Source organism: Microvirga yunnanensis (assembly GCF_025460875.1).
The window spans coordinates 1-20,159 of sequence record NZ_JAMXFI010000149.1; the positions used below are offsets into that span (position 1 = coordinate 1).

A 20,159-nucleotide genomic window follows, 5' to 3' on the forward strand; every position below is an offset into this window, starting at 1 on the left:
AGGGCTCGACGACATTATCGTGGGTCCGATCTGCGATCCGGAAGCCGTGGCGGCCATGATGGCGGCGGGCGTCGGCGCGCGGATCGAGATCGGAATCGGCAACCGCGTGGCCATGCCCCGCATCGGCGTCTCCAAAGATCCGCTGCGCCTCGAAGGCGGGGTGCGCGTCCTGGGCGACGGGGAATACACGATCAGTGGGCCGACCTATACGGGCATGCGCTGCTTCATGGGGCGGGCCGCCGTGCTGGATACCGGCCGGGCGCGGGTGCTCGTCACCGAGCTGCCTCACGAGCCGTGGGACCTTGCGGTGTTCACGAGCGTCGGTCTCGATCCCCGTGCGTGCCGCACCCTGATCCTGAAATCGCGCATGTATTGCCGCCCCGTGTTCGAGCCCATCGCGAAGGCCGTCGTCGAATGTGCGAGCCGTGGGGTGACCAGCTCGGACTATGAGTTATTCCGTTTCGAAAAGCTTGCCCGTCCGATATATCCTCTCCAGGACGATATCCCGTGGAGACCTGAGGCGGTTCGGCTATGACAAACGACAAGGGAGGCGTTCCGACCCCCGGTCGGGGGCGGATGCAGCGCATGAAGCTCTCGGACCAGATCGCCGAGGACCTGAGACGCTGGATCGCGCGGGAGGGCTTGAAGCCGGGCAACCGGCTGCCTAACGAGAAGACGCTGATGCAGCATTACAGCTGCGCGAAGGGTACGCTTCGCGAGGCTCTGAAGGCCCTTGAGGTGCAGGGGCTCGTGAAGATGCAGACCGGCCCGAACGGCGGCGCCGAGATCCAGCCGGTGTCCATCGACGCGGCGATGCAGCAGCTGCGCAGCTACCTACATTTCCAGGTACTGGATTTCGAGCAGGTCTATGTGCTCCGGCGCAGCCTCGAAGTGTCTCTGGCGGAGAGCGTCGTCGGCCGCCTGACGGAGGATCGGCTTCAGCGGCTGGAGACCAATATCGAGCAATGCGTTGAAGCCCGCGACAGAGGCGACCGGGTCGCGGGCCGTCGGCTCGAGATCGAGTTCCACGACATTCTCTGCGAGAGCTGCGACAATCCTCTGCTCGCCTTCATCTGTCGCTTCCTCAACGGGCTCCTGCGCGATCTCGTCGAATTCCGCAGCGTCGGGCTAGCCAGAGCACGGCTTCCACGAACAACCGGCTATCGACCGCCGTTCGGCCGGGATCCATGCGCTTGCCTGGCAGATGCGGCTCCATCCGATCCCATTGGTGATCCTTCAAAATCAGACGCACTCCGCTCACCCGAACCTCCGCTCCGAAAAGGAGCTTGAATCAGACTTGCGAGCCCGCGGGAATCCTGAATGTCAACGCGCTCTAGCGATCGGCTGCTGGGCATGGCCGATTACCTGCTCTCGGTGTCAGTTTTCCTCACCCTCAGAAGGTCCGGATGTTATAGCTGCGACCGTCGTACCGTCAGGTCAGAACGTTCGAACACGGCGGGAAGAAGTTCGACACCGAGTCCTGGTGCTTCCGGCGGATAAACATACCCGCCCTCGATCTCCGGCATCTCGTTCACGAGCTCGAGGTACCAGCCACGGTAGAAGGCACGGACCGATTCCTGGATCAGAGTGTTGGGCTGGCTCAGAGAGGCATGGATCGAGGCCACGAAGCCGACCGGCCCAGTGCAGTCGTGCGGTGCGAACGGCCGATGCCACGTCTCGGCAAGTGCCGCGATCTTGCGTCCCTCCGTCAAGCCCCCGGTCCAGCAGAGATCGACCATCACGACATGCGTGGCATCGCGCTCGAGCAGATCCTTGTACGGCCACCGGGATCCGAGTGTCTCACTCGCGCAGACCCAAACGTCCGTCGAGCGGGCATATTCGGCCAGCGCCTGTGGCGAGGTCATCCGGATCGGATCCTCGTACCATGTCGGCTTGTAGGGCTCGAGAGCACGCGCGATCTGCTTCGCCACCGGCAGGTTCCACAGGGAGTGGAACTCGACCATGATCTCCATCTTGTCGCCGACAGCCTTGCGGATCTTCTCGAACGGTTCAATGGCCGTCTTCATCTGCTCGGCCGAGATGAACAGCCCATGGTTCTCGATTGCGGCAGGGTCGAACGGCCAGATCTTCATCGCCGAGATGCCCGACTCCAGGAGGCTCTCGGCCAGGACATCGGCCCGGTTCATGAACCCGTCCAGGTCCTCGTACGGGCTGTCTTCCACGCCCAGCCCCCAAGTCGAAACCGGCTTGATGTTGGACGAGCGCACGTAGCGGGTGCCGGCACAGGTGTTGTAGATGCGTTGCCTGTCGCGGCACAGGCCTCCGAGCATTTGATACACGGGCTGGCCGCAGACCTTACCGAAGATGTCCCACAAGGCGATGTCGACAGCGGACGTCGCCCGCGACTCCGCCCCCGTCGAGGCCTGGGCCATCGGCAGGTTCGTCATGTCACGGTGCAGCGCCTCGATGTGAAGCGGGTTACGCCCGAGGATCCGACCCGCCAGCGTGTCGTGGAGATGAGCCTCGACCGCGCCGGCGCCATAGAATGTCTCGCCAAGCCCGATTACGCCGGCGTCGGTGTGAACCCGGACCCAGAGCACGTTTCCGAACTCCTCCGTGCGTAACGTCTCGATTGCCGTGATTTTCATGAATGTTTCCTCTTTTGGTGTTGCCCGCAGCAGCCTGGATCCGGTCGTGCCGTCAGGCGAAAGTGAGTTGAACCTTGACGGCGCGGGAGCGATCCTGCGCCAGTACAAAGGCTTCGTGCGCATCTTGAAACGGGACCGTTGCGCTGAGGAGCGGCTTTACGTCGATCTGGCCGCGTCCCATGAGCTCGACCGCAAGCGCGAACTCACGGTCGAAGCGGAACGTGCCCCGGAGTTGAAGCTCCTTTGCCACAATGAGGTTGATCGGGAGCTTCATGTCGCCGCCGAGTCCAACCTGCACGACAATCCCGCCCGGGCGCACGGCATCGAGCGCGCCAGCTAGGGCACGCTCGATGCCCGAGCACTCGAACAGGACGTCGAAGGTGCCCTTGTCGGCCTTATAGAAGGTGAGGGCTTCGGGATCCTCACCCGTGTTGAGACCTCGCGTTGCGCCGACCTGGGCCGCAATCGAGAGCGGGTACTCGGCGATGTCGGTCGCCACGATTTCGGCGGCGCCGGCATGCCGTGCGACAGCGACACACAGGACACCGATGGGGCCGCACCCTGTGACCAGTACGCGCTTTCCTTGCAGTGGTCCGGCCTGGGTGGCTGCGTGGAGACAGACAGAGAGCGGTTCCGCCATGGCGGCCTCCGCCATCGAGACCGTCTCGGCAATCGGCACCGCCTGTTCGGCCCGGACGGTCAGGCTCTGGCGAAAGCCACCCTGCGCGTGCGGGAAGCGCATGGCGCTTCCGATGAAATGCATGTCGAGGCACTCGTTCCGCATGCCCTCGCGGCAGTACCGGCAATGGCCGCAGGGCCGACTCGGATTGACCGCAACGCGGGTGCCGGGAGAGATCGTGGTGACGTCGGGCCCGACCTCGGCAACAATGCCGGCGATCTCGTGCCCGAGCACCATGGGCTCGCGGATGCGGACCGTGCCGAAGCCGCCGTGGTTGAAGTAGTGCATGTCGGAGCCGCAGATCCCACCAGCCTCGATTGTGACCCGGACCTCCCCTGGACCGGGAGCGATGGATGGGACCGCCTCGATGCGCAGGTCCTTCGGCGCGTGAATGACGACACCAAGCGATGGTGAGCCGGCCATGGTGATACTCCTGCTGCTTTCGGACTCAGAGGACGGAGATCATTCCGCCGTCGACGTAAATGATCTGGCCGCTGACATAGTCGGAGGCGGCTGAGGCGAGGTACACACAGGTGCCTGCCAGCTCGTCCGGGCGCCCCCACCGCCGCGCGGGAGTCCGCCCCTTTACCCAGGCATCGAAGGTCGGGTTGTCGATCAGCGCCTGGTTCATGTCGGTCAGCATGTAGCCCGGACCAATAGCATTGGCCTGGATGCCCAGCTCCGACCACTCGGCCGCCATGGCCTTAGTGAGCATCTTGATGCCGCCCTTGGCCACCGTGTAGGGAGCCACGGTCGCACGGGCGAGCTCGCTCGTCAGCGATCCGATGTTGATGATCTTCCCGTACCCGCGCTGAGCCATGCGGCGCGCCGCTTCGCGACCGATGACGAAGGCGCTGGTCAGGTTTGTGTCGACGACGCGCCTCCAGTCGGCGGTGTCGAGCTCGAGCATCGGCCGACGGAACTGGATGCCGGCGTTGTTGACGAGGATGTCGATTGCGACGCCCTGACTGTCGAGGGTGTCGAACGCCTCGATGACTGCCTTCTCGTCGGTGACGTCGAAGCGTGAGGCCCGTACCGCGTAACCGGCCGAGCTCATCTCCGCCACCGCCTTGGCGAGCCGCCCCTCGTCGGAGCCGTTCAACACGATTCCAGCGCCGGCTGCCGCCAGCCCCTCGGCCATGGCACGGCCAAGGCCGCGCGAGGAGCCGGTCACGAGGGCCGACTTGCCCGATAGATCAAAGAGTTTCGTCACGATTTACCTGCCTTCGAACGCATTTTTTGCGGAACTGGAAGTGGATAGAGATCTGCGACCTCCGACGGCAGCAGGGCCGTATAGTGGTCACAGGCCTCATCGATGTGCCGGCGCATGGCTTCTCCTGCGCCGTCTGCATCCCGCGCCCTGATGCGTTCAAGGATGCGGTCATGATCCGCGCGACGCTTCTCAATGCGCTGAGCTGCGCCCCGGTCCTTGGCCCGCATTTCCTGGATCGAAGCCAGCAGCGGCTTCGCAACAAACTGCAAGACGCGACGGAAGAGCGGATTTCGTGCGGCATCGGCGATGGCCAGATGAAAGGCGAGATCGTGCTCGGAGCTTTCCTCACCAGCCTCGTCGGCCACGTTCAATGCGGCGATGGCCGCTTCCATCCTGTCCAAGTCGTGAGCCGTATGCCGCAGCGCCGCAAGTTGGGCCGCCTCGACCTCGAGACCCCGTCTCAGCTCCAGGAACTCGAGGATCGTCTTTTCCGAAGCATCGATCTCACGCAGGCGCAGCCGGAGTGTCTCTTGGCGGCCGACGAACAGGCCACGGCCATGCCGGCTTTCGACAAGGCCGTCGGCCTTCAGGTAGGCGATCGCCTCGCGCACGACGGGCCTGCTGACCCCGAGCTGGCGCGCCAATTCGATTTCGCCGGGCAACCGGGCGCCGGGGCGGAGCAATCCGTCCTCGATCGATCGGGCCAGGATTCCTGCGGCATGGGCCGCGAGGTTCGGGCGCGGGACCAGCGTTTCGAGGACGATCTGGGCCTCTTCGTTGGCACTTTCCTTGTCGCGCAGCATCGGAGCCTCCGTTCCTCCCTCTCTTTGCCACGTTGACAGATGTAAGACAACCTGTCATCAGAGCGAAAAAGGGCGTTGTTGCTATTCAGCCGCTCGAAAGTCGCCGAAGAGCGGTTCAACAAAGTCGGAGGAAGATCATGCCGAAGGTTTCACGTCGCAGTTCCTTTGCTGGTCTGGCAGCCGCCGTCGGCTTGCTGCTGGGAGGAGCGGTAAGCCCCTCCTTGGCCCAGGAGGCGAAGGCCGCCCGGCTCGGTCACTCGTTCGCCGACAGTCACCCTCGTTCGGCGGCAATGAAGTACTTTGCTGAAAAGGTCGCCGAGGCGACAGGCGGCAAGGTCAAGGTCGATGTCTTCGGAAACGCCACGCTCGGGTCGGAGGAGAAGATGCTAATCGCGACCCAGGCCGGGACGATCGACTTCTACATGGGAGCGCTGTCGCCGATCGCGACCCGGAAGAAGGAAATCCAGATCTTCGATTTCCCGTTCCTGTTCGCGTCCGACGCCGAGGCAGCAGCGGTGCTGGACGGCCCAGCCGGCCGCAAGATCCTGGACGGCTTGGCTGACATGAACTTGCAGGGCCTGGCCTGGTCGGGAGGCGCCTTCCGGAACATGTCGAACAGCAAGCGCCCAATCAACGCGCTCGCGGACATGAAGGGTCTCAAGGTTCGCGTGATGCAAAGCCCGATGGCTCTGGCAAGCTTCAATGCAATGGGGCTTAACGCCGTGCCGATGGCGTTCACCGAGGTCTACCCCGCCCTCGAGACGAAGGCTCTCGACGGATATGAGCATCCGGTCGTCGACATGTACGCGAACAAGATGTTCGAGGTGCAGAAGTACCTGACCATCACAAACCACGTCTATACGCCGGTCGCCCTGGTGGCGTCGAAGAAGTTCTGGTCGTCCCTCAGCCCCGAGCAGCAGTCGGCAGTGACGGCGGCGGCGGAGGCAACCCGCACGTTCCAGCGCGCCGAAGAGCTCAAGCAGGCCAACGAGGTCGTGGGCGAGCTGAAGGACAAGGGCATGACCGTCTCCACGATGCCTCCTGCCGAGCTCGAGAATATCCGCAAGGCGATCCAGCCCGTCATTGACAAAAACACGGCGACGATCGGGACCGAGTTCGTCGAAGGGTTCTACGCCGAAATCCAGAAGGCTCGCGGTACCCACTAGGGACTCGATGCGTGCCCAACCTCTTGAAGGGGTCAGGCCAAGCGCTCAGCCCTTGGACCTCATAATGTCGTGCGCACCGCATCCGAAGTCGCATGTAAACAAAGCAAATGGTAGCAGTCGTCACGCCACGGCAGAATGCCTGGCACAACAAGGAGGAAAGCAACATGACACGTTCGGTTCTCACGAGACGGGCAGGCTTCGTCCTGGCCCTTGGTGCCATGCTGATGGGTTCAACCGCGGCAATGGCCGAGGTCAAGGCTAAGATCGGCCATGCGATGCCGGATACCCATCCGCAGGCCATCGCGATGAACAAGTTCGCCGAGCTTGTGGCGACCTACTCCAAGGGCAACGTTAAGGTTCAGCCCTTCCATTCGGCCATGCTGGGCAGCGACGAGAAGATGCTCCAGGCGGTCCAGGCCGGAACCCAGGAACTGTACATCGGCACGCTGGCACCGCTATCGACCCGCGTTAAGGAAGTCCAGGTGTGGGACCTGCCATTCCTCTTCCAGAACGAGAAGGAAGTCTACGCCGTCCTCGACGGTCCCTCGTCGAAGAAGATCTTCGAGAAGCTCGAGCCGAGCGGCCTGGTCGGGCTGACTTGGACCGGCATGGGCTTCCGCAACCTCTCGAACAGCCGGCATTCCGTGACGAAGGCCGACGACGTGAGCGGCCTGAAGCTGCGGGTCATGGCAAACCCGGTTGCTCTCGATACCTGGAAGACGATCGGCGCCAACGCGGTACCGATGGCCTTCTCCGAGGTCTTTACCGCTCTCGAGGTCAAGGCGCTCGATGGGCAAGAGAACCCGCTCCAGCACATGTGGGCCAACAAGATGCAGGAGGTGCAGAAGTACATCTCGCTCACGAACCACGTCTATACGCCCGTCGCGATGGTCGCCTCCAAGAAGTTCTGGGATTCATTGTCGGCGGAAGACAAGGCCGCGGTCCAGAAGGCCGCGACGGAGGCAGGATTGCTCCAGCGCAAGCTGCTCGATGAGGGCGACAAGGACGTGATCGAGAAGTTCAAGGCCGCCGGTGTGACCGTCGATACGGTGCCGCCGGCTGAACTGAGCAAGGTCCAGGAGCGTGTCAAACCCGTCGTCGCCAAGTTCAAGCAACAGATCGGCGAGGACTTCGTGAACGGCTTCATCGCCGAGGTCGAGAAGGCCCGCACGACCAACTAGCCCACAGTCTGGGCGGCCTAGCCCGACGAGGCCGCCCGCTTTCCGACCTGCCCTGCGCTTTAAGGTGCTGGTGCAGGATTCGGCCAATCTCGGAGTCCGGGGAGTAGATGCATGGGTCGGTTGATGCAAATGGCGGTCGGCGCGTACTTCAGGACGCTCGAGATCGTCATGGTCGTGTGCATGGTCGTGATGCTGATCATGGTCTTCGGTAATGTTATCCTGAGGATCTTCTTCAACACCGGGATCGACCTCTCAGAGGAGGTGCCGCGTTTTGCCTTCGTCTGGATGACCTTCCTCGGGGGCATCATCGGTCTGCACCGCCGTAATCACCTTGGCGTCGACATGGTCGTCCATGCGCTGCCGGTATTCGGCAGGAAGATCTGCTGGGGCATCAGCCAGGCGATCATGTTGCTGTGTAGCCTCTTCATCTTCTACGGCACCTATCTCCAGCACGACATCCTCGCGGGCAACGCCTCCCCGGTCGGCCAGTTCAGCATGATCTATGTCTACGGTGTCAGTTATCTGACGGGCGCTTCCATTGCGATCATCTGCGCTATCAACCTGATCAGGCTGTTTATGGGGCGTGTCGGCGAGGATGAACTGATCGAGGTGCACGAGGAGGGCCTCGACGAAGGCCTCGAGACGGAGCGGGATATGAAGGCGCAACTCTCGAATGAAGGGACCCTCCGGTGATCGTCTTCGTCTTTATCCTTTCGCTGCTCGGGCTCATGGCCCTGGGCATGCCGATCGCCTTTGCGCTCATCGGCTGCGGCCTCGCCATGATGTGGTACATGGGGATCACGGACCCGCAGATCGTGATCCAGAACATGTGGGATGGCGCCAACAGCTTTCCCCTGCTTGCCGTACCGTTCTTCATGCTGGCGGGAGAATTCATGAATGCGGGCGGGATGACCCGCCGCATCATCGTGATGGCCATGTCCTGGATTGGTCATATCCGAGGCGGGCTGGGCTATGTCGCGGTCGGCGCGGCGGTCATCATGGCCTCCCTGTCCGGATCGGCCGTTGCGGACACTGCGGCGCTGGCGTCGGTGCTCATCCCCCTGATGAGGAACGCAGGCTACAACATCGATAGATCCTGTGGCCTGATTGCGTGCGGTGGGATCATCGCCCCCGTCATTCCGCCGTCGATCGGAATGATTGTCTTCGGTGTGGCCGGTGGCGTCTCGATTACCAAGCTGTTCATCGCGGGCATCGTCCCCGGCATTCTCATGGGTGTGTCCATCCTCCTCGCGTGGCGATGGAGCATCAAGCGGGACAACCCGAAGGTCGAGCCGAAGCGCTCGTTCCCCGAGCGCCTGCACGAGACCCGCAAGGCTCTGTGGGCTCTCGTGCTGCCCGTGGTCATCATCGGAGGCCTGAAGTTCGGTGCGTTCACGCCGACCGAAGCGGCCGTGATCGCCGCCGCCTATTCTCTCTTCGTGGGGATGGTCATCTATCGGGAGATCAAGTTCGGCCAGCTCTTCGAGCTGTTCTATCGTGCCGCCGAAACGACAGCCGTCATCATGTTCCTGGTCGCGGCAGCAGGCGTTTCCGCATGGCTGATCACCACCGCGAACATCCCGCAGCAACTAGCCGATATGGTCGAGCCGCTCATGGGCAACCAGACCCTGCTCATGGCCGTCCTGATGCTCCTGATCTTGATCGTCGGAACGGCGCTCGACTTCACGCCGACGGTGCTGATCATGACGCCGGTGCTCATGCCCGTGGTCAAGCAGGCGGGCATCGATCCCGTTTACTTCGGGGTGCTGTTCATCATGAACAACGCCATCGGACTCGTGACACCGCCGGTCGGTACGGTTCTTAATGTCGTGTGTGGTGTCGCGAGGGTTCCGATGCGGGGCGTGATCCGAGGCGTGACGCCGTTCATGATTGCACAGGTCTGCGTCCTGGTGCTCCTGATCGTCTTCCCGCAGATCGTCATGTGGCCGCTTGCCCTCATGACGCGTTGACGGAATGCATAGGCCTGAAGAAAACAGCCGGGGCTATGACCACGCCCAAAGCGCTCGGTCATAGCCCTCGGTGAACAGGGCGAGGATTTCGCCGGAAGGGCCTCGGATCTTCATGGGAAGGTGCTCACCGATGAACGCCCATCCGCTCGCGAAGACCCGCTCTAGGCGTTCCAAATTGCCTTCGGCTTCGAAGTCCGAGAAAGCGCCTCAATCCGGTCTGTTGAGCAAATCGCGGCGTCCGACGAACCCAAAAAGGGATGACGCAAAACGTCATCTGGCTGCGCAAACACAGCGGCCGGATGGTCCAGCGCTCTTTCCAGATCTGGTATGTTCGCCAGCTCGTAGCGTCTGGAGCCGGTCCGGAACGAGGTGAGCCGGACAACGGCCCCAACCTTCTCGATTGATGAGGCACTGTCCTTCGTGCTGTTGCCCATGAGAGACTGCTTCCGCGATGTCTCGTCTGACGGACTCGCATTGTTCTGCTGGCTGGCGAGGGCCTCCGGGCCACCGAAGTGGCTGCCCGCGCTGGTACGAGCCGTCTGATCGTGAGGCGCTGGCGCCGCCGCTTTGCGCAGGCTGGCGTGTAGGGGTTTCCAAGGACGCCTCTTGCCCGCCGGGGCGCAAGCCTCGCACGGCAGCGGTGATCCAACAGGTTGTCGACATAGCCCTGCACGAGAAGCAGCCGCGAGCGACCCACTGGAGGGGCCGCGAACGTCTGCCTGTGAGTTTTATTAGACGACGGAATACCCGCCATCGATAGTCAGAATTGCTCCGGTAATAAATGCTGCCATAGGTGAGCCGAGAAAGAGGACGCCTCCCACTAGGTCATGCGGAGTGCCCCAACGCCTCAACGGCGTACGCTCAAGGATAGCGCGGCTGCGACCCTCATCTTGGCGCAGGGCGGCCGTCAGGGGTGTCTCGATCCATCCGGGCGCAATCGCATTCACGCGAATGCTGTCTGCCGCGAATGCGATGGCGAGCGACTTCGTTAGCTGGGCTATTCCGCCCTTGCTCGCGGAATAGCCGGGCACGAGCCCACCGCCAAAGAAGGATAGCATTGACGCCAGGTTCACGATGGATCCCTGAGACCGGGCCAGGAGCGGCCTCGCCGCCGTGCAGACCCGCATGGTTCCCGTAAGATTGGTATCGATCACGTCTTCGAAGACCGAAGGCTCAAACTCGTCGATGCGCCGGATAATGCCGGCGCAGTTAACGACAATGTCGAGTACGCCGAGTTCACCGACAAGCTCCTCAACGGCCGGTCCATCCCGCACATTGAGCACGCGACGATCGGCGGGCGTTAACGCGTCCCCTACCTTGTCGATCTCGGCCTGCGAGACACCCGTGGCGATCACCTCGGCACCGGCTTCGAGAAACCCTTGCGTGATGCCGGCTCCTATGCCGGATGTCCCTCCCGTCACAAGCACACGCTTTCCGGAATACCATTGGGAAGCCCAATGACCCGAGGGTTTCGATGTGACCTGTGTGTCGGTGTGACCGGTACCGTTTTCCATCCCTATCACCTCGTCAGACATCAACGCACGAACTGGTCAACGTAGTCTGCTCCAAGCCCGACCTCGGTGTAGTGCTTCCGGCACATGTCAATCTTCGTGAACACGTCCTCGAAGCCCACGTGCTTGTTATGCTGATCGACGTAGTACATGCAGCCGCTGATGTTGAAGAACGTGATCATTTCCGGAACGTCGTCCGGTACGACCAGGGTGTGGATCTCGCCGGGCGGCTCAAACACGTAGGAGCCCTCGGTGGCAACCCAGTCATGCTCGAGGTAGCGCCACGAGCCCTTGAGGACGAAGCCATGGACCGGGCTGGGATGCAGGTGTCGTGAGAGGACGCCGGCGCGCCGGACGCGCAGGAGGTTGCACCATTGCCCCTGAAGCGTGTTGAGCATGAGAGGGCGGAACCAGACGTTTGGCGCCTGTGGCACCCAGACACGTTCGTCCTCCGGGATTGCCGCCACGGCAATTTCCTGAGGGGCGAGAACATGGGTCGAGCCTTTCATCGCGTGGTACATCAGATGTTCTCCTGTGCTCAGACGGTTGTAGGGACGCGCTTCGGCTTTCGGGCCGCCCAGATGGTCCAGACCACCATGCCGATGGTGATCGCGGCCAGCACCGCTGCGATTGGGCGGTCCACGAGGCCGATTGGATTGCCGTCGGCCTTGATCATCGAGTTGATGAAGTTCTCTTCCAGCAGCGGCCCCAGGACCACCCCAAGGATCGTCGGTGCGACCGGAAAGCCATTCTCCTCCATGAAGAACGCTAGTACGCCGAAGCCGAGCATCAGTCCGACGTCAAAGAGCGAGTTGTTGATGGCAAAGGCACCAACGATGGCGAAGAGCAGGATGATCGGCATGAGGATGTCGCGAGGAACGCGCAGGATCTTTGTCGCGACCTTGATCATCGCCCAGCCCAGCGGAAGCATCAGGAGGTTGCCGAGGACGAACACCAGAAAGAGCGCATAGACGTTCTGCGGGTTGTTCACAAAGATTGTCGGACCTGGCGCCATGTTCTTCATGTAGAGAACACCGATGGCGATGGCTGTGATCGAGTCGCCAGGGATGCCGAACACCAGGGCCGGGATCCAGGCGCCGGCCAGGGAGCTGTTGTTTGATGCCCCGGCCTCGATCAGGCCCTCCGGGTGCCCGGTGCCGAATTTCTCGGGCTCCTTGGAGAACCGCTTGCTCATAGCATAGGACATCCACGCCGCCATGTCCGCGCCGCTGCCAGGCTGGATGCCGATGACCGTTCCGAGCGCACTGCCGCGAATGAGCTGCCAGGGATATTGCTTCGTCAGGTTCCACATGTTGGCGAAGATCGGCCCAATATGGGTCACAGCGATTTGAGCCTTCGCCTCTTTCGAAACCATGTGCCGTAACACCTCGGAGACTGCGAACATCCCGACCATCATTGGGATGAGCGATATGCCGCCGAGTAGGCCTGTAGTGCCGAAGGTGAATCGGGGTTGGCCTGCTGGGTTGTCCATTCCGATCAGAGCGATGGCGAGCCCGAGGAGCAGCGCGATGCAGGCCTTCAAAGGGCTTGCGGAGCCGATGAAAACGGCACCGCCCAGCCCCATCGCCACAATCCAGAAGAACTCCACCGAGCCGAACCCCAGCGCGAAGTCGGCGATGGCTGGTGAGGCGACCATCATGACGGCGGTTCCGAACAGCCCGCCCAGCGCCGAGAAGTACAAGCCGATCCCGAGCGCGAGCTCTGGCTTGCCTTTCCGGGTCATTTGGTAGGAGTCCTCGACATAGGCCGCCGAGGCGGGCGTACCGGGAATGCGCAGGAGGCATCCAGGAATATCACCGGAGAAGATCGCCATGGTGCTGGTGGTGACAATGGCGGCCACCGCGGGGACTGGTGGCATGAAGAAGGTGAGCGGCACGAGAAGCGCCGTCGCCATGGTGGCCGAAAGCCCAGGAATGCAGCCCACAACAAGGCCGTAGACGGCCGAGGCGACAATCACCGCGAGCACGTAGGGTTCGAACACCATTCCGAAGGCTGTGAGATAAGCGTCAAGCATGAAACATCACCACCGCACGGGATCTAGGATTCCCCAGGGAAGCTGCACGCTAAGACCCACATAGAAGATCGTGTGTACCAGAAGCGCGACGCAGATGGACAGGAGGGCGGCCGGGGCAGGGCGCACATGGCCGGACAGGAACAGGCACAACAAGATCGCCACCGCCGTTGGCAGGAAGCCGAGCAGCTCAACGAAGCTCACATATGCAAACACCGCCATTGGCACGAGAAGGAAGCGGACGACGAGCCAAGGACGGCGAGTCCAGTCGGACCATGCAAAGAGCGGCTCATGGCTGGCGGATCGCAATCTGCCAGCCAGGAGGATGATCGCGCACAGGGCGAGCAGGCTTGCAATCACAAGCGGAAAGGTCGCCGGACCGAAGATCTGCTCGCCCGGATTCGGGAGGTTCCAGGCTCCCAACCCCAGCGCCAAAGCCAGGATCAGGAACAGGGCTCCGCCCGCTATGTCGTTGATCTTCATGGAGCGCTCTCCTTGACGTTAACGTGGCCAACGATCCGGTCGACCGGTTGGGAGCTGCCCGCGTCGACGCTCAAAGCGGTCGTGCCCGTGCTTGCGTCGGGCACCTATGCTTATTGGCGTAGCTTCAGACCAAGATCAGCCATCACTTCGCCATTGTTCTTGTGCTGCTCCGCCAGGAAGGTTCGGAAGGCGTCGGCCTTCTCGAAAGCGAAGCCGAAGCCGCGCTCGTTCAGGAAAGTCTTGTATTCGGGCCCGTTCGCCACCTTATCAACCGCCGCTACCAATCGCGCGGTTACCTCCGGCGGAAGGCCGGCCGGCGCCGCAATGCCGCGCCATGTTCCGCCCGAATAATCCTTGCCGATGGCTTCCTTGACTGTAGGCACGTTTGGAAACGCCGCGATCTTCTCCTTGGCGAGAACCGCGAGCGACTTCACCCGCCCGGCATCGATCATCGGCTTGCCTTCCGGCAGTGACGACGGAACGATCTGGACGCCGCCAGAGGCCAGTTCCTGGAAACCAGGCGCCGCACCTTGGCTCGGCACGACGGTGACGCTCTTGGGATTGATGCCTTCGAGCTTGAGCAATCCCGCAAAGGCAAGGTGATAGGCAGCACCGGCGGCCATGCCAGAAAGCTTGTAGTGCCCGACGGGCTGCTTGCGGATGTCTTCCAGAGCTCCTTTGAGATCCTGCCAGGAGCTAGAGGTGGAGACGTTGAAGGCGGAGGCGTCGAAGTTGACGAGAGCAATCGGCGTCAACTGCTCATAAGTGAAGGGGGCCGTGTTGGACCAGTAATAAGTGGTGACCTCGGCGGTCGCGAGGCCGATGGTGTAGCCATCTGGCTTTGCGTTAACGATCTCCGTATGGCCGACCACGCCGCCACCGCCGGTGCGGTTGACCACATTGACCGGCTTTCCCAGCTCCTTCTCCAGCCCTGCGGCGAGCATGCGAGCGACGGCATCGGTTCCGCCGCCGGCGGCCCACGGTACGATCAACGTGATCGGTCGCTCAGGCCATGCCGCTTGAGCGGGCAGGCTTGCCACGGCGGCCAGCGCTGCGAGGGCGAGTACTTTCTTTAGCTTCATGGCGTTTCTCCCTTGGCTTCTTAGAACTGTTTCTTTCCCGAGACGCTTTTTTGCTCTTGGAGGTCTCACTGGACTCGATGGAAAGGTGATGGAGCGTGTAGCCCAGGACCCGCTCCATAGCCTTTTGGGCTTCGCCGGGATCCCTTCGCGCGATAGCGTGCGCGACGGCGGCATGGTTCTCCAGGTTGCCGCTGAAGGCCTCAACGGCCACATCAAATACAGCGCTCAGTATGGCCTCGATGGCACCGCGAAAGCTTCGCAGGACCGGGTTGTGGGTTGCCTCTAGGATCGAGAGGTGGAAATCCTTGTCAGCCGCGATAGCCGCATTCGGGTCAGTCTGCGCACGATCCATCGCCTCAAGCGCAGCCATGATCCTCGCCAAATCGTCGGGATCGGCTCGCTGCGCCGCAAGCGCCGCCGCTGCGGGCTCAATGATGGCCCGCGTCTCCTCGAAGGCCAGAAGCAGGTTCCGATCGAGGCCCTCATCTCCAGCCAGCCAGCCAAGGAGTTCCTGATCGAGCAGGCTCCAATCATGCCGGGGCTTCACATGCGTCCCGAACCGCGGCCGGACGCTGACCAGTCCCTTCGCGGCCAGTATCTTGATCGCCTCCCGCACAACACCGCGGCTGGCGCCAAATCGCGCTTCCAGTTCATGCTCAGGCGGAAGGGCCTGACCAGGCAGAAAGGTGCCACGCACGATCTCAGCCCCTAGGTCTGATACGACTGTGCCAATCTTCCCCGGTTTGGAACCCTGCCGCATCGTCGTGTCAGAACTTTCCGTATTGGAGGTAGGCCTCCTGCGGGTCCTGCCCGTCGCGGATGGCTTGGCGTAGAGCGGATTCTGTTCGAATCACTTCCTCAGTTTTGGAAATGATGCTTTCCGCATTATCTTTCGGGATCACGACGATACCGTCCCGGTCCGCCAGGATGTAATCTCCGGCCTTGATCACGATGTTGCCGATGGTCACCGGCTCGTCGAATGCCTCGGGAATCCAACCCGCCACGATGTCCACGGGCGTCGTGTAGCGGCAGAAAACCGGAAAGCCCTCGGCTTCAATGAAGCCCGTATCCCGGCACCCGCCATCGACGATATAGCCGCGAACACCGCGAAGCTTCAGGGTCTCGGCCGAGAGTTCCCCCATCAGGGCACGAACGTCATCCTGCGGCTGGCATACGACGACGTGGCCCGCGGGAGCCTTTGACAGCAGGCCCGTCCAAGCCAGAAGGGATTCATGGGCGCTCACGGTCGTGTCTGGCCGCCCGCGTACGGTGAAGACCGGGCCGGCTGCTTTCATGCCTCTGGTGAGACCGAGAATGTTACGTGGCAGCACCCGCGGTGTCATGCCGAGATCGCGCATGACATCATAGACGGCGCCCGAGTAGCACTCCTGCAGTCGATCCGCGAGAGACGTCATTCTTTCCTCCTGAACCAGCCCATCTCAAGTGGGCTTGACAGGATCCTGACACGCCGCGATGGTCGTGGCAACAAACATCTGATGTTTAACATCATACCTTTGTAGGATGGAGGAAGCCTTGGACCGGCACGCTTTCCACGGGGTTTACCCCGTCCTGTATGCCTTCTTCGACAGCACCGGCAGGCTCGACGCTGAAGCGATGCGGCGTCAGGTCGAACATTGCATTGACGCCGGCGCGCACGGCCTGATGGCGTTGGGCCTGGTGACCGAGGTCAACAAGATGGACGTGCGCGAGCGCATGGAACTTGTTGAACTCGTGGGCTCGCTCAACCGCGGGCGTGTTCCCTTTGCAGTGACGGTTAGCGAGCCCTCGATCGCCGGTCAGATCGCCTTCGCGCGGGAAGCTCGAACTGCTGGTGCGGACTGGGTCATCCTGCAGCCGCCGCCGGCGCGGGGTGGCGGGGAGCCAGAGCTGATCCGGTTCTTCGGGAGCGTTGCCGACGCGCTGGACTGCCCAGTCGCGATCCAGCACAATCCCTTCAACCTCGATGTCTGGCTGTCTGTGGAAGGCATGGTGTCGCTCCACCGCCAGCATGCCAACATCACGGTGCTGAAAGGCGAGGGGACAGCGGTTGAGACGGAGCGTCTGATTGCGGGAACGGACGGGCAGCTTGCCGTATTCGGCGGGCATGGTGGCATCGAATATCTTTCGATCCTCAGGGCCGGTGCCGCCGGGCTAATTCCGGCTCCCGACTGCCTTCCAGTCCAAGTGAGGATCTACGAGTTATTTCGTGAAGGTTCGCCGGAGGCGCTTGCGGAGGCCGAGCGACTGCACAAGGAGCTTCTCCCGCTCATCGTCTACATGATCAGGTCTATTCCCTCGTTGTTGTGTTACGGCAAGCGGTTCATGGCTGAGCGATTGGAGCTCGCAGAGGTATTCGATCGTGGGCCCGCAATAGCACCAACGGAGTTCGGTCTATCGGAGATGAGGCGGTTACTTAGTGATCTCGGGAGACTTGAAGGTCACTATGAGGTTAACCCAAGGGCGTCCGCGTAGAGCGCACGGTTGGGGAGTGGGCCGACCACTAACTCGGGCTACACCGCCGTTATCCGGGTAAAGTGATCAGCTATGCCTTCTGGTTATATTTTCGGTTTCTGCTGAGCCTAAGTTCACGTTTATTGATCCGGCTTGGGTGCAGTTGAAACGCCGGGGGGCATGAACAGGATTGAATAGCCCAGCCAGGCTCTGGCAGAATTCAAGATCACCCAAGCCGTCTCTATAAAAAGGCTTCTATGATGGCAAAGAAACTACGGTCCCAGCACTGGTTCGGAGGTACGGACAAGGACTCGTTCATTCATCGCAGCTGGATGAAGAACAACGGCCTGCCAGACGATGCGTTTGATGGTCGCCCGGTCATTGGGATCTGCAATACATTTTCAGAACTCACACCGTGCAATGCTCATTTCCGCGGCTTGGTCGAACACGTGAAAGCCGGTGTTCTCGAAGCCGGTGGACTTCCGCTGGAGTTCCCGGTGTTTTCCTGCGGTGAGTCGAATCTTCGACCCACAGCAATGCTCTTTCGGAACCTTGCCTCAATGGACGTAGAGGAGGCCATTCGCGGCAATCCAATTGATGGTGTCGTTCTAATGGCGGGATGTGACAAAACTACTCCGTCTCTCCTGATGGGAGCTGCCTCATGCGATCTGCCGACGATTCTGATATCCGGCGGCCCAATGTTGAACGGTAAGTTCAAAGGCCGCGATATCGGTTCTGGGACGGATGTTTGGAGGTTCTCCGAGGACGTGCGAGCAGGGGTTATGAGCCGTGCCGACTTCATGGCGGCCGAGAGTGCTATGTCTCGCTCCCCAGGTCATTGCATGACCATGGGTACTGCTTCCACGATGGCCTCAATGGCTGAAGCCCTGGGAGTTACACTTCCAGGGAATGCCGCCTATCCTGCGGTCGATGCACATCGTGCACGTCTAGCGCGCCTTTCCGGACGTCGTATCGTCGGAATGGCGCGAGAGGATCTAAGATTGTCACAAATCCTAACGAGGAAGGCTTTTGCGAATGCGATCCGCATGAATGGCGCGATTGGCGGCTCAACGAATGCGGTTGTTCATCTTCTTGCCATTGCAGGACGTATTGGAACAGACCTGTCTATCGATGATTGGGATGCGTTGGGACGCGAGGTGCCAACAATTGTGAATTTGATGCCGTCGGGCCAATATCTTATGGAAGACTTTTGTTATGCCGGCGGAATTCCCGCCGCCATGAAGGAACTCTCGGATTTGCTCGACCTGGACGCTCTGACAGTGACCGGGCGGACCGTCGGCGAGAACATAGCCGATGTGGAGAACTACAATCCGGATGTGATCAGGCCACGCTCGCAAGCTCTGGTGCAGCATGGCGGTATTGCTGTCCTCCGCGGTAATCTTGCACCGAATGGTGCCATAGTTAAGCCCTCAGCTGCATCCCCACACCTAATGTGCCATCGCGGACGTGCCGTGGTTTTCCATTCCATAGAGCACTATAAAGCTCGTATCGATGACCCGACCCTGGAAATTGACGAGACCTCAGTCATGGTATTGCAGAACTGCGGTCCTAAAGGCTATCCGGGGATGGCCGAAGTAGGTAATATGGCTTTGCCGAGAAAACTTCTTGAGCGCGGCGTTCGGGATATGGTGCGCATCTCCGATGCGCGTATGTCAGGGACTGCATTTGGCACAGTTGTGCTACATGTCGCTCCCGAAGCAGCCGTTGGAGGCCCACTCGCACTCGTGCGTGACGGTGACATAATTGAACTAGATGTCGAAGCACGCCGGCTCCACCTAGACGTGCCAGATGATGAGCTGTCACAGCGGCAGTTAACATGGACGCCAGCAGTGCCACAGATGGTTGGAGGCTATCAGAGCCTTTATGTAGAGCGGGTACTCCAAGCAGATCGGGGGGCAGATCTCGACTTCCTTGTTGGGTGCCGCGGGGCGGCGGTGCCACGTGAAAGCCACTAACGGCCAATCAGGGGCAAGCCTCCCGAGCCGCGGCATCCTTCCATAAAGCGGGTCCGCTGCAATGTACGGTATCTCAACTAAGAACTCCCATCGCGTAGGCCTTCAAGATCGCGGCAGCAAGCGATGAGATAATGTGAAACAGCGCCTCGTAAGGTGTTGTCATGTCTGGATGGCGCCCGTTTGGCAATGTGCTTATTGATGATGCTTGGGCCTAGCGGGGCGGGTGCGGTCATGTCTCCGGCCTTTTAGCGCGGCATTTCACGACCGCTGGCCCTGATGTTTTACGCTGAAGCTGGTCCCTCTCACGTTATCGCGCTTGGCTGACGCAAGACAACACCACGGGTTCTCCAATTCCGGCGGTCCATATCCGCTGTGGCTTCACATCATCTCATCATCACCGTGCCAACTGAGTTGCCCTGCGGGGCGAATAGTCTGAACTGGATGCCTATGCCGCCGCCGCGACAGCTCCCTGGCTCCCGGGCTCGTACGCCGTGCTTCTGGCCATCACCGCCCAGGCGATCCGGGCCATCTTGTTGGCCAAGGCGACGGCGACCACCTTGAACGGCTTCTTGGCCAGCAGAGACCGGGCCCAGTCCGCCAGGGCCGTCCTGGTCTTACCGGACGTCATGCTGTAGAGCGCCGCGTGCGCTCCCACGACCAGCAGCTTGCGCAGGTGCCGGTTGCCCATCTTGGAGATGGAGCCAAGCCGCGCCTTGCCGCCGGTTGAGTGCTGCCGGGGCACGAGGCCGAGATAGGCGGCAAACTCCCGACTGCCCTGGAACAGGTTGGCATCTGGAACACTGGCCGAGAGACAGGAAGCAACAATCGGCCCAATGCCGGGGATGGTGGATAGTCGGATGCTGACCGGATCGCTGCGGTGGGCCGCCAGAATGGCTTTGTCGAGCTTGGCGATCTGCACCTCGATCTCGAGCAGCATCGCCGCCAGAGGCTGGAGAGCCATCCGAGCCGTGGCGGGGAGATCCGGGCTAGTCTCGTCCTGAAG

General features: G+C 61.4%; 21 protein-coding genes and 2 pseudogenes. 9 read left to right on the forward strand and 14 right to left on the reverse strand.

Features of this window, described 5'->3' with window-relative positions; all coding sequences use genetic code 11:
- Both NF876_RS38385 and NF876_RS38390 read left to right on the forward strand, forming a co-directional pair.
- The coding region (locus NF876_RS38385) for an MlrC C-terminal domain-containing protein (RefSeq protein WP_262273142.1) at nucleotides 1-535 on the forward strand (535 nt) is incomplete at its 5' end.
- 50 nt (nucleotides 536-585) lie between these two features.
- Nucleotides 586-1,098 (forward strand): annotated as a pseudogene (locus NF876_RS38390) (FadR/GntR family transcriptional regulator); the annotation flags it as partial.
- Nucleotides 1,099-1,123: 25 nt separating this feature from the next.
- Here NF876_RS38390 and NF876_RS43725 read toward each other — a convergent pair.
- The 5 genes and pseudogenes from NF876_RS43725 to NF876_RS38410 all read right to left on the reverse strand — a co-directional run.
- A pseudogene (locus NF876_RS43725) lies at nucleotides 1,124-1,216 on the reverse strand (IS5/IS1182 family transposase); the annotation flags it as partial.
- 193 nt (nucleotides 1,217-1,409) lie between these two features.
- On the reverse strand, nucleotides 1,410-2,609 hold the full coding sequence (locus tag NF876_RS38395) for a mandelate racemase/muconate lactonizing enzyme family protein (protein WP_262273144.1): 1,200 nt from the start codon (nucleotides 2,607-2,609) through the stop codon (nucleotides 1,410-1,412).
- Between the two features lie 52 nt (nucleotides 2,610-2,661).
- Nucleotides 2,662-3,711 carry an L-idonate 5-dehydrogenase gene (locus NF876_RS38400; RefSeq protein ID WP_262273145.1) on the reverse strand — a complete coding sequence of 350 codons (1,050 nt, stop codon included), beginning with the start codon at nucleotides 3,709-3,711 and terminating at the stop codon, nucleotides 2,662-2,664.
- 25 nt (nucleotides 3,712-3,736) lie between these two features.
- Nucleotides 3,737-4,504, reverse strand: coding sequence for an SDR family oxidoreductase (locus NF876_RS38405; RefSeq protein WP_262273162.1), 768 nt, complete (start codon nucleotides 4,502-4,504; stop codon nucleotides 3,737-3,739).
- Complete coding sequence (locus NF876_RS38410) at nucleotides 4,498-5,304, reverse strand: FadR/GntR family transcriptional regulator (RefSeq protein WP_262273146.1); 807 nt, start codon at nucleotides 5,302-5,304, stop codon at nucleotides 4,498-4,500. The genes NF876_RS38405 and NF876_RS38410 overlap by 7 nt, the downstream gene beginning before the upstream one ends.
- Nucleotides 5,305-5,441: 137 nt before the next feature.
- On the opposite strand from NF876_RS38410, the gene NF876_RS38415 reads away from it, so the two are divergent.
- From NF876_RS38415 to NF876_RS38430, 4 genes are all read left to right on the forward strand, one after another.
- Complete coding sequence (locus NF876_RS38415; RefSeq protein ID WP_262273147.1) at nucleotides 5,442-6,470, forward strand: DctP family TRAP transporter solute-binding subunit; 1,029 nt, start codon at nucleotides 5,442-5,444, stop codon at nucleotides 6,468-6,470.
- 164 nt (nucleotides 6,471-6,634) lie between these two features.
- The gene (locus NF876_RS38420; protein WP_262273148.1) at nucleotides 6,635-7,651 is read left to right on the forward strand and encodes a TRAP transporter substrate-binding protein; all 1,017 of its coding nucleotides are present in this window, start codon (nucleotides 6,635-6,637) and stop codon (nucleotides 7,649-7,651) included.
- 111 nt (nucleotides 7,652-7,762) lie between these two features.
- Complete coding sequence (locus NF876_RS38425) at nucleotides 7,763-8,344, forward strand: TRAP transporter small permease (RefSeq protein ID WP_262273149.1); 582 nt, start codon at nucleotides 7,763-7,765, stop codon at nucleotides 8,342-8,344.
- A complete protein-coding gene (locus NF876_RS38430) occupies nucleotides 8,341-9,621 on the forward strand; it encodes a TRAP transporter large permease (RefSeq protein WP_262273150.1) in 1,281 nt (426 codons plus the stop codon). The genes NF876_RS38425 and NF876_RS38430 overlap by 4 nt, the downstream gene beginning before the upstream one ends.
- Nucleotides 9,622-9,782: 161 nt before the next feature.
- Here NF876_RS38430 and NF876_RS38435 read toward each other — a convergent pair whose 3' ends face one another.
- Nucleotides 9,783-10,055, reverse strand: a complete 273-nt coding sequence (locus NF876_RS38435) for a hypothetical protein (protein WP_262273151.1) — start codon at nucleotides 10,053-10,055, stop codon at nucleotides 9,783-9,785.
- A 39-nt stretch (nucleotides 10,056-10,094) separates the two neighbouring features.
- Between NF876_RS38435 and NF876_RS43730 the strand changes: the two genes are divergently transcribed.
- The gene (locus tag NF876_RS43730) at nucleotides 10,095-10,208 is read left to right on the forward strand and encodes a hypothetical protein (protein ID WP_373696778.1); all 114 of its coding nucleotides are present in this window, start codon (nucleotides 10,095-10,097) and stop codon (nucleotides 10,206-10,208) included.
- 144 nt (nucleotides 10,209-10,352) lie between these two features.
- Here the strand turns inward: NF876_RS43730 and NF876_RS38440 are convergent, their stop codons facing one another.
- From NF876_RS38440 to NF876_RS38470, 7 genes are all read right to left on the reverse strand, one after another.
- Nucleotides 10,353-11,135: an SDR family NAD(P)-dependent oxidoreductase gene (locus NF876_RS38440; RefSeq protein ID WP_262273152.1), complete on the reverse strand. Its 783-nt coding sequence runs from the start codon at nucleotides 11,133-11,135 to the stop codon at nucleotides 10,353-10,355.
- 20 nt (nucleotides 11,136-11,155) lie between these two features.
- Entirely contained in the window at nucleotides 11,156-11,653 is a 498-nt protein-coding gene (locus NF876_RS38445; protein ID WP_262273153.1) for a 2,4'-dihydroxyacetophenone dioxygenase family protein, read from the reverse strand.
- Nucleotides 11,654-11,670: 17 nt separating this feature from the next.
- Nucleotides 11,671-13,167: a tripartite tricarboxylate transporter permease gene (locus tag NF876_RS38450; protein WP_262273154.1), complete on the reverse strand. Its 1,497-nt coding sequence runs from the start codon at nucleotides 13,165-13,167 to the stop codon at nucleotides 11,671-11,673.
- 6 nt (nucleotides 13,168-13,173) lie between these two features.
- On the reverse strand, nucleotides 13,174-13,647 hold the full coding sequence (locus NF876_RS38455; protein WP_262273155.1) for a tripartite tricarboxylate transporter TctB family protein: 474 nt from the start codon (nucleotides 13,645-13,647) through the stop codon (nucleotides 13,174-13,176).
- 110 nt (nucleotides 13,648-13,757) lie between these two features.
- On the reverse strand, nucleotides 13,758-14,729 hold the full coding sequence (locus tag NF876_RS38460; RefSeq protein ID WP_262273156.1) for a tripartite tricarboxylate transporter substrate binding protein: 972 nt from the start codon (nucleotides 14,727-14,729) through the stop codon (nucleotides 13,758-13,760).
- Nucleotides 14,653-15,489: a FadR/GntR family transcriptional regulator gene (locus NF876_RS38465; protein WP_262273157.1), complete on the reverse strand. Its 837-nt coding sequence runs from the start codon at nucleotides 15,487-15,489 to the stop codon at nucleotides 14,653-14,655. The genes NF876_RS38460 and NF876_RS38465 overlap by 77 nt, the downstream gene beginning before the upstream one ends.
- A gap of 7 nt (nucleotides 15,490-15,496) precedes the next feature.
- Complete coding sequence (locus NF876_RS38470) at nucleotides 15,497-16,144, reverse strand: RraA family protein (protein WP_262273158.1); 648 nt, start codon at nucleotides 16,142-16,144, stop codon at nucleotides 15,497-15,499.
- A 106-nt stretch (nucleotides 16,145-16,250) separates the two neighbouring features.
- Between NF876_RS38470 and NF876_RS38475 the strand changes: the two genes are divergently transcribed.
- Complete coding sequence (locus NF876_RS38475; protein WP_262273159.1) at nucleotides 16,251-17,201, forward strand: dihydrodipicolinate synthase family protein; 951 nt, start codon at nucleotides 16,251-16,253, stop codon at nucleotides 17,199-17,201.
- A 239-nt stretch (nucleotides 17,202-17,440) separates the two neighbouring features.
- Nucleotides 17,441-19,156 (forward strand): IlvD/Edd family dehydratase, encoded by a 1,716-nt coding sequence (locus NF876_RS38480; RefSeq protein WP_262273160.1) that lies wholly within the window; start codon nucleotides 17,441-17,443, stop codon nucleotides 19,154-19,156.
- Between the two features lie 445 nt (nucleotides 19,157-19,601).
- Here NF876_RS38480 and NF876_RS38485 read toward each other — a convergent pair.
- On the reverse strand, nucleotides 19,602-20,159 hold a 558-nt coding region (locus tag NF876_RS38485), incomplete at its 5' end, for an IS110 family RNA-guided transposase (protein WP_262273161.1).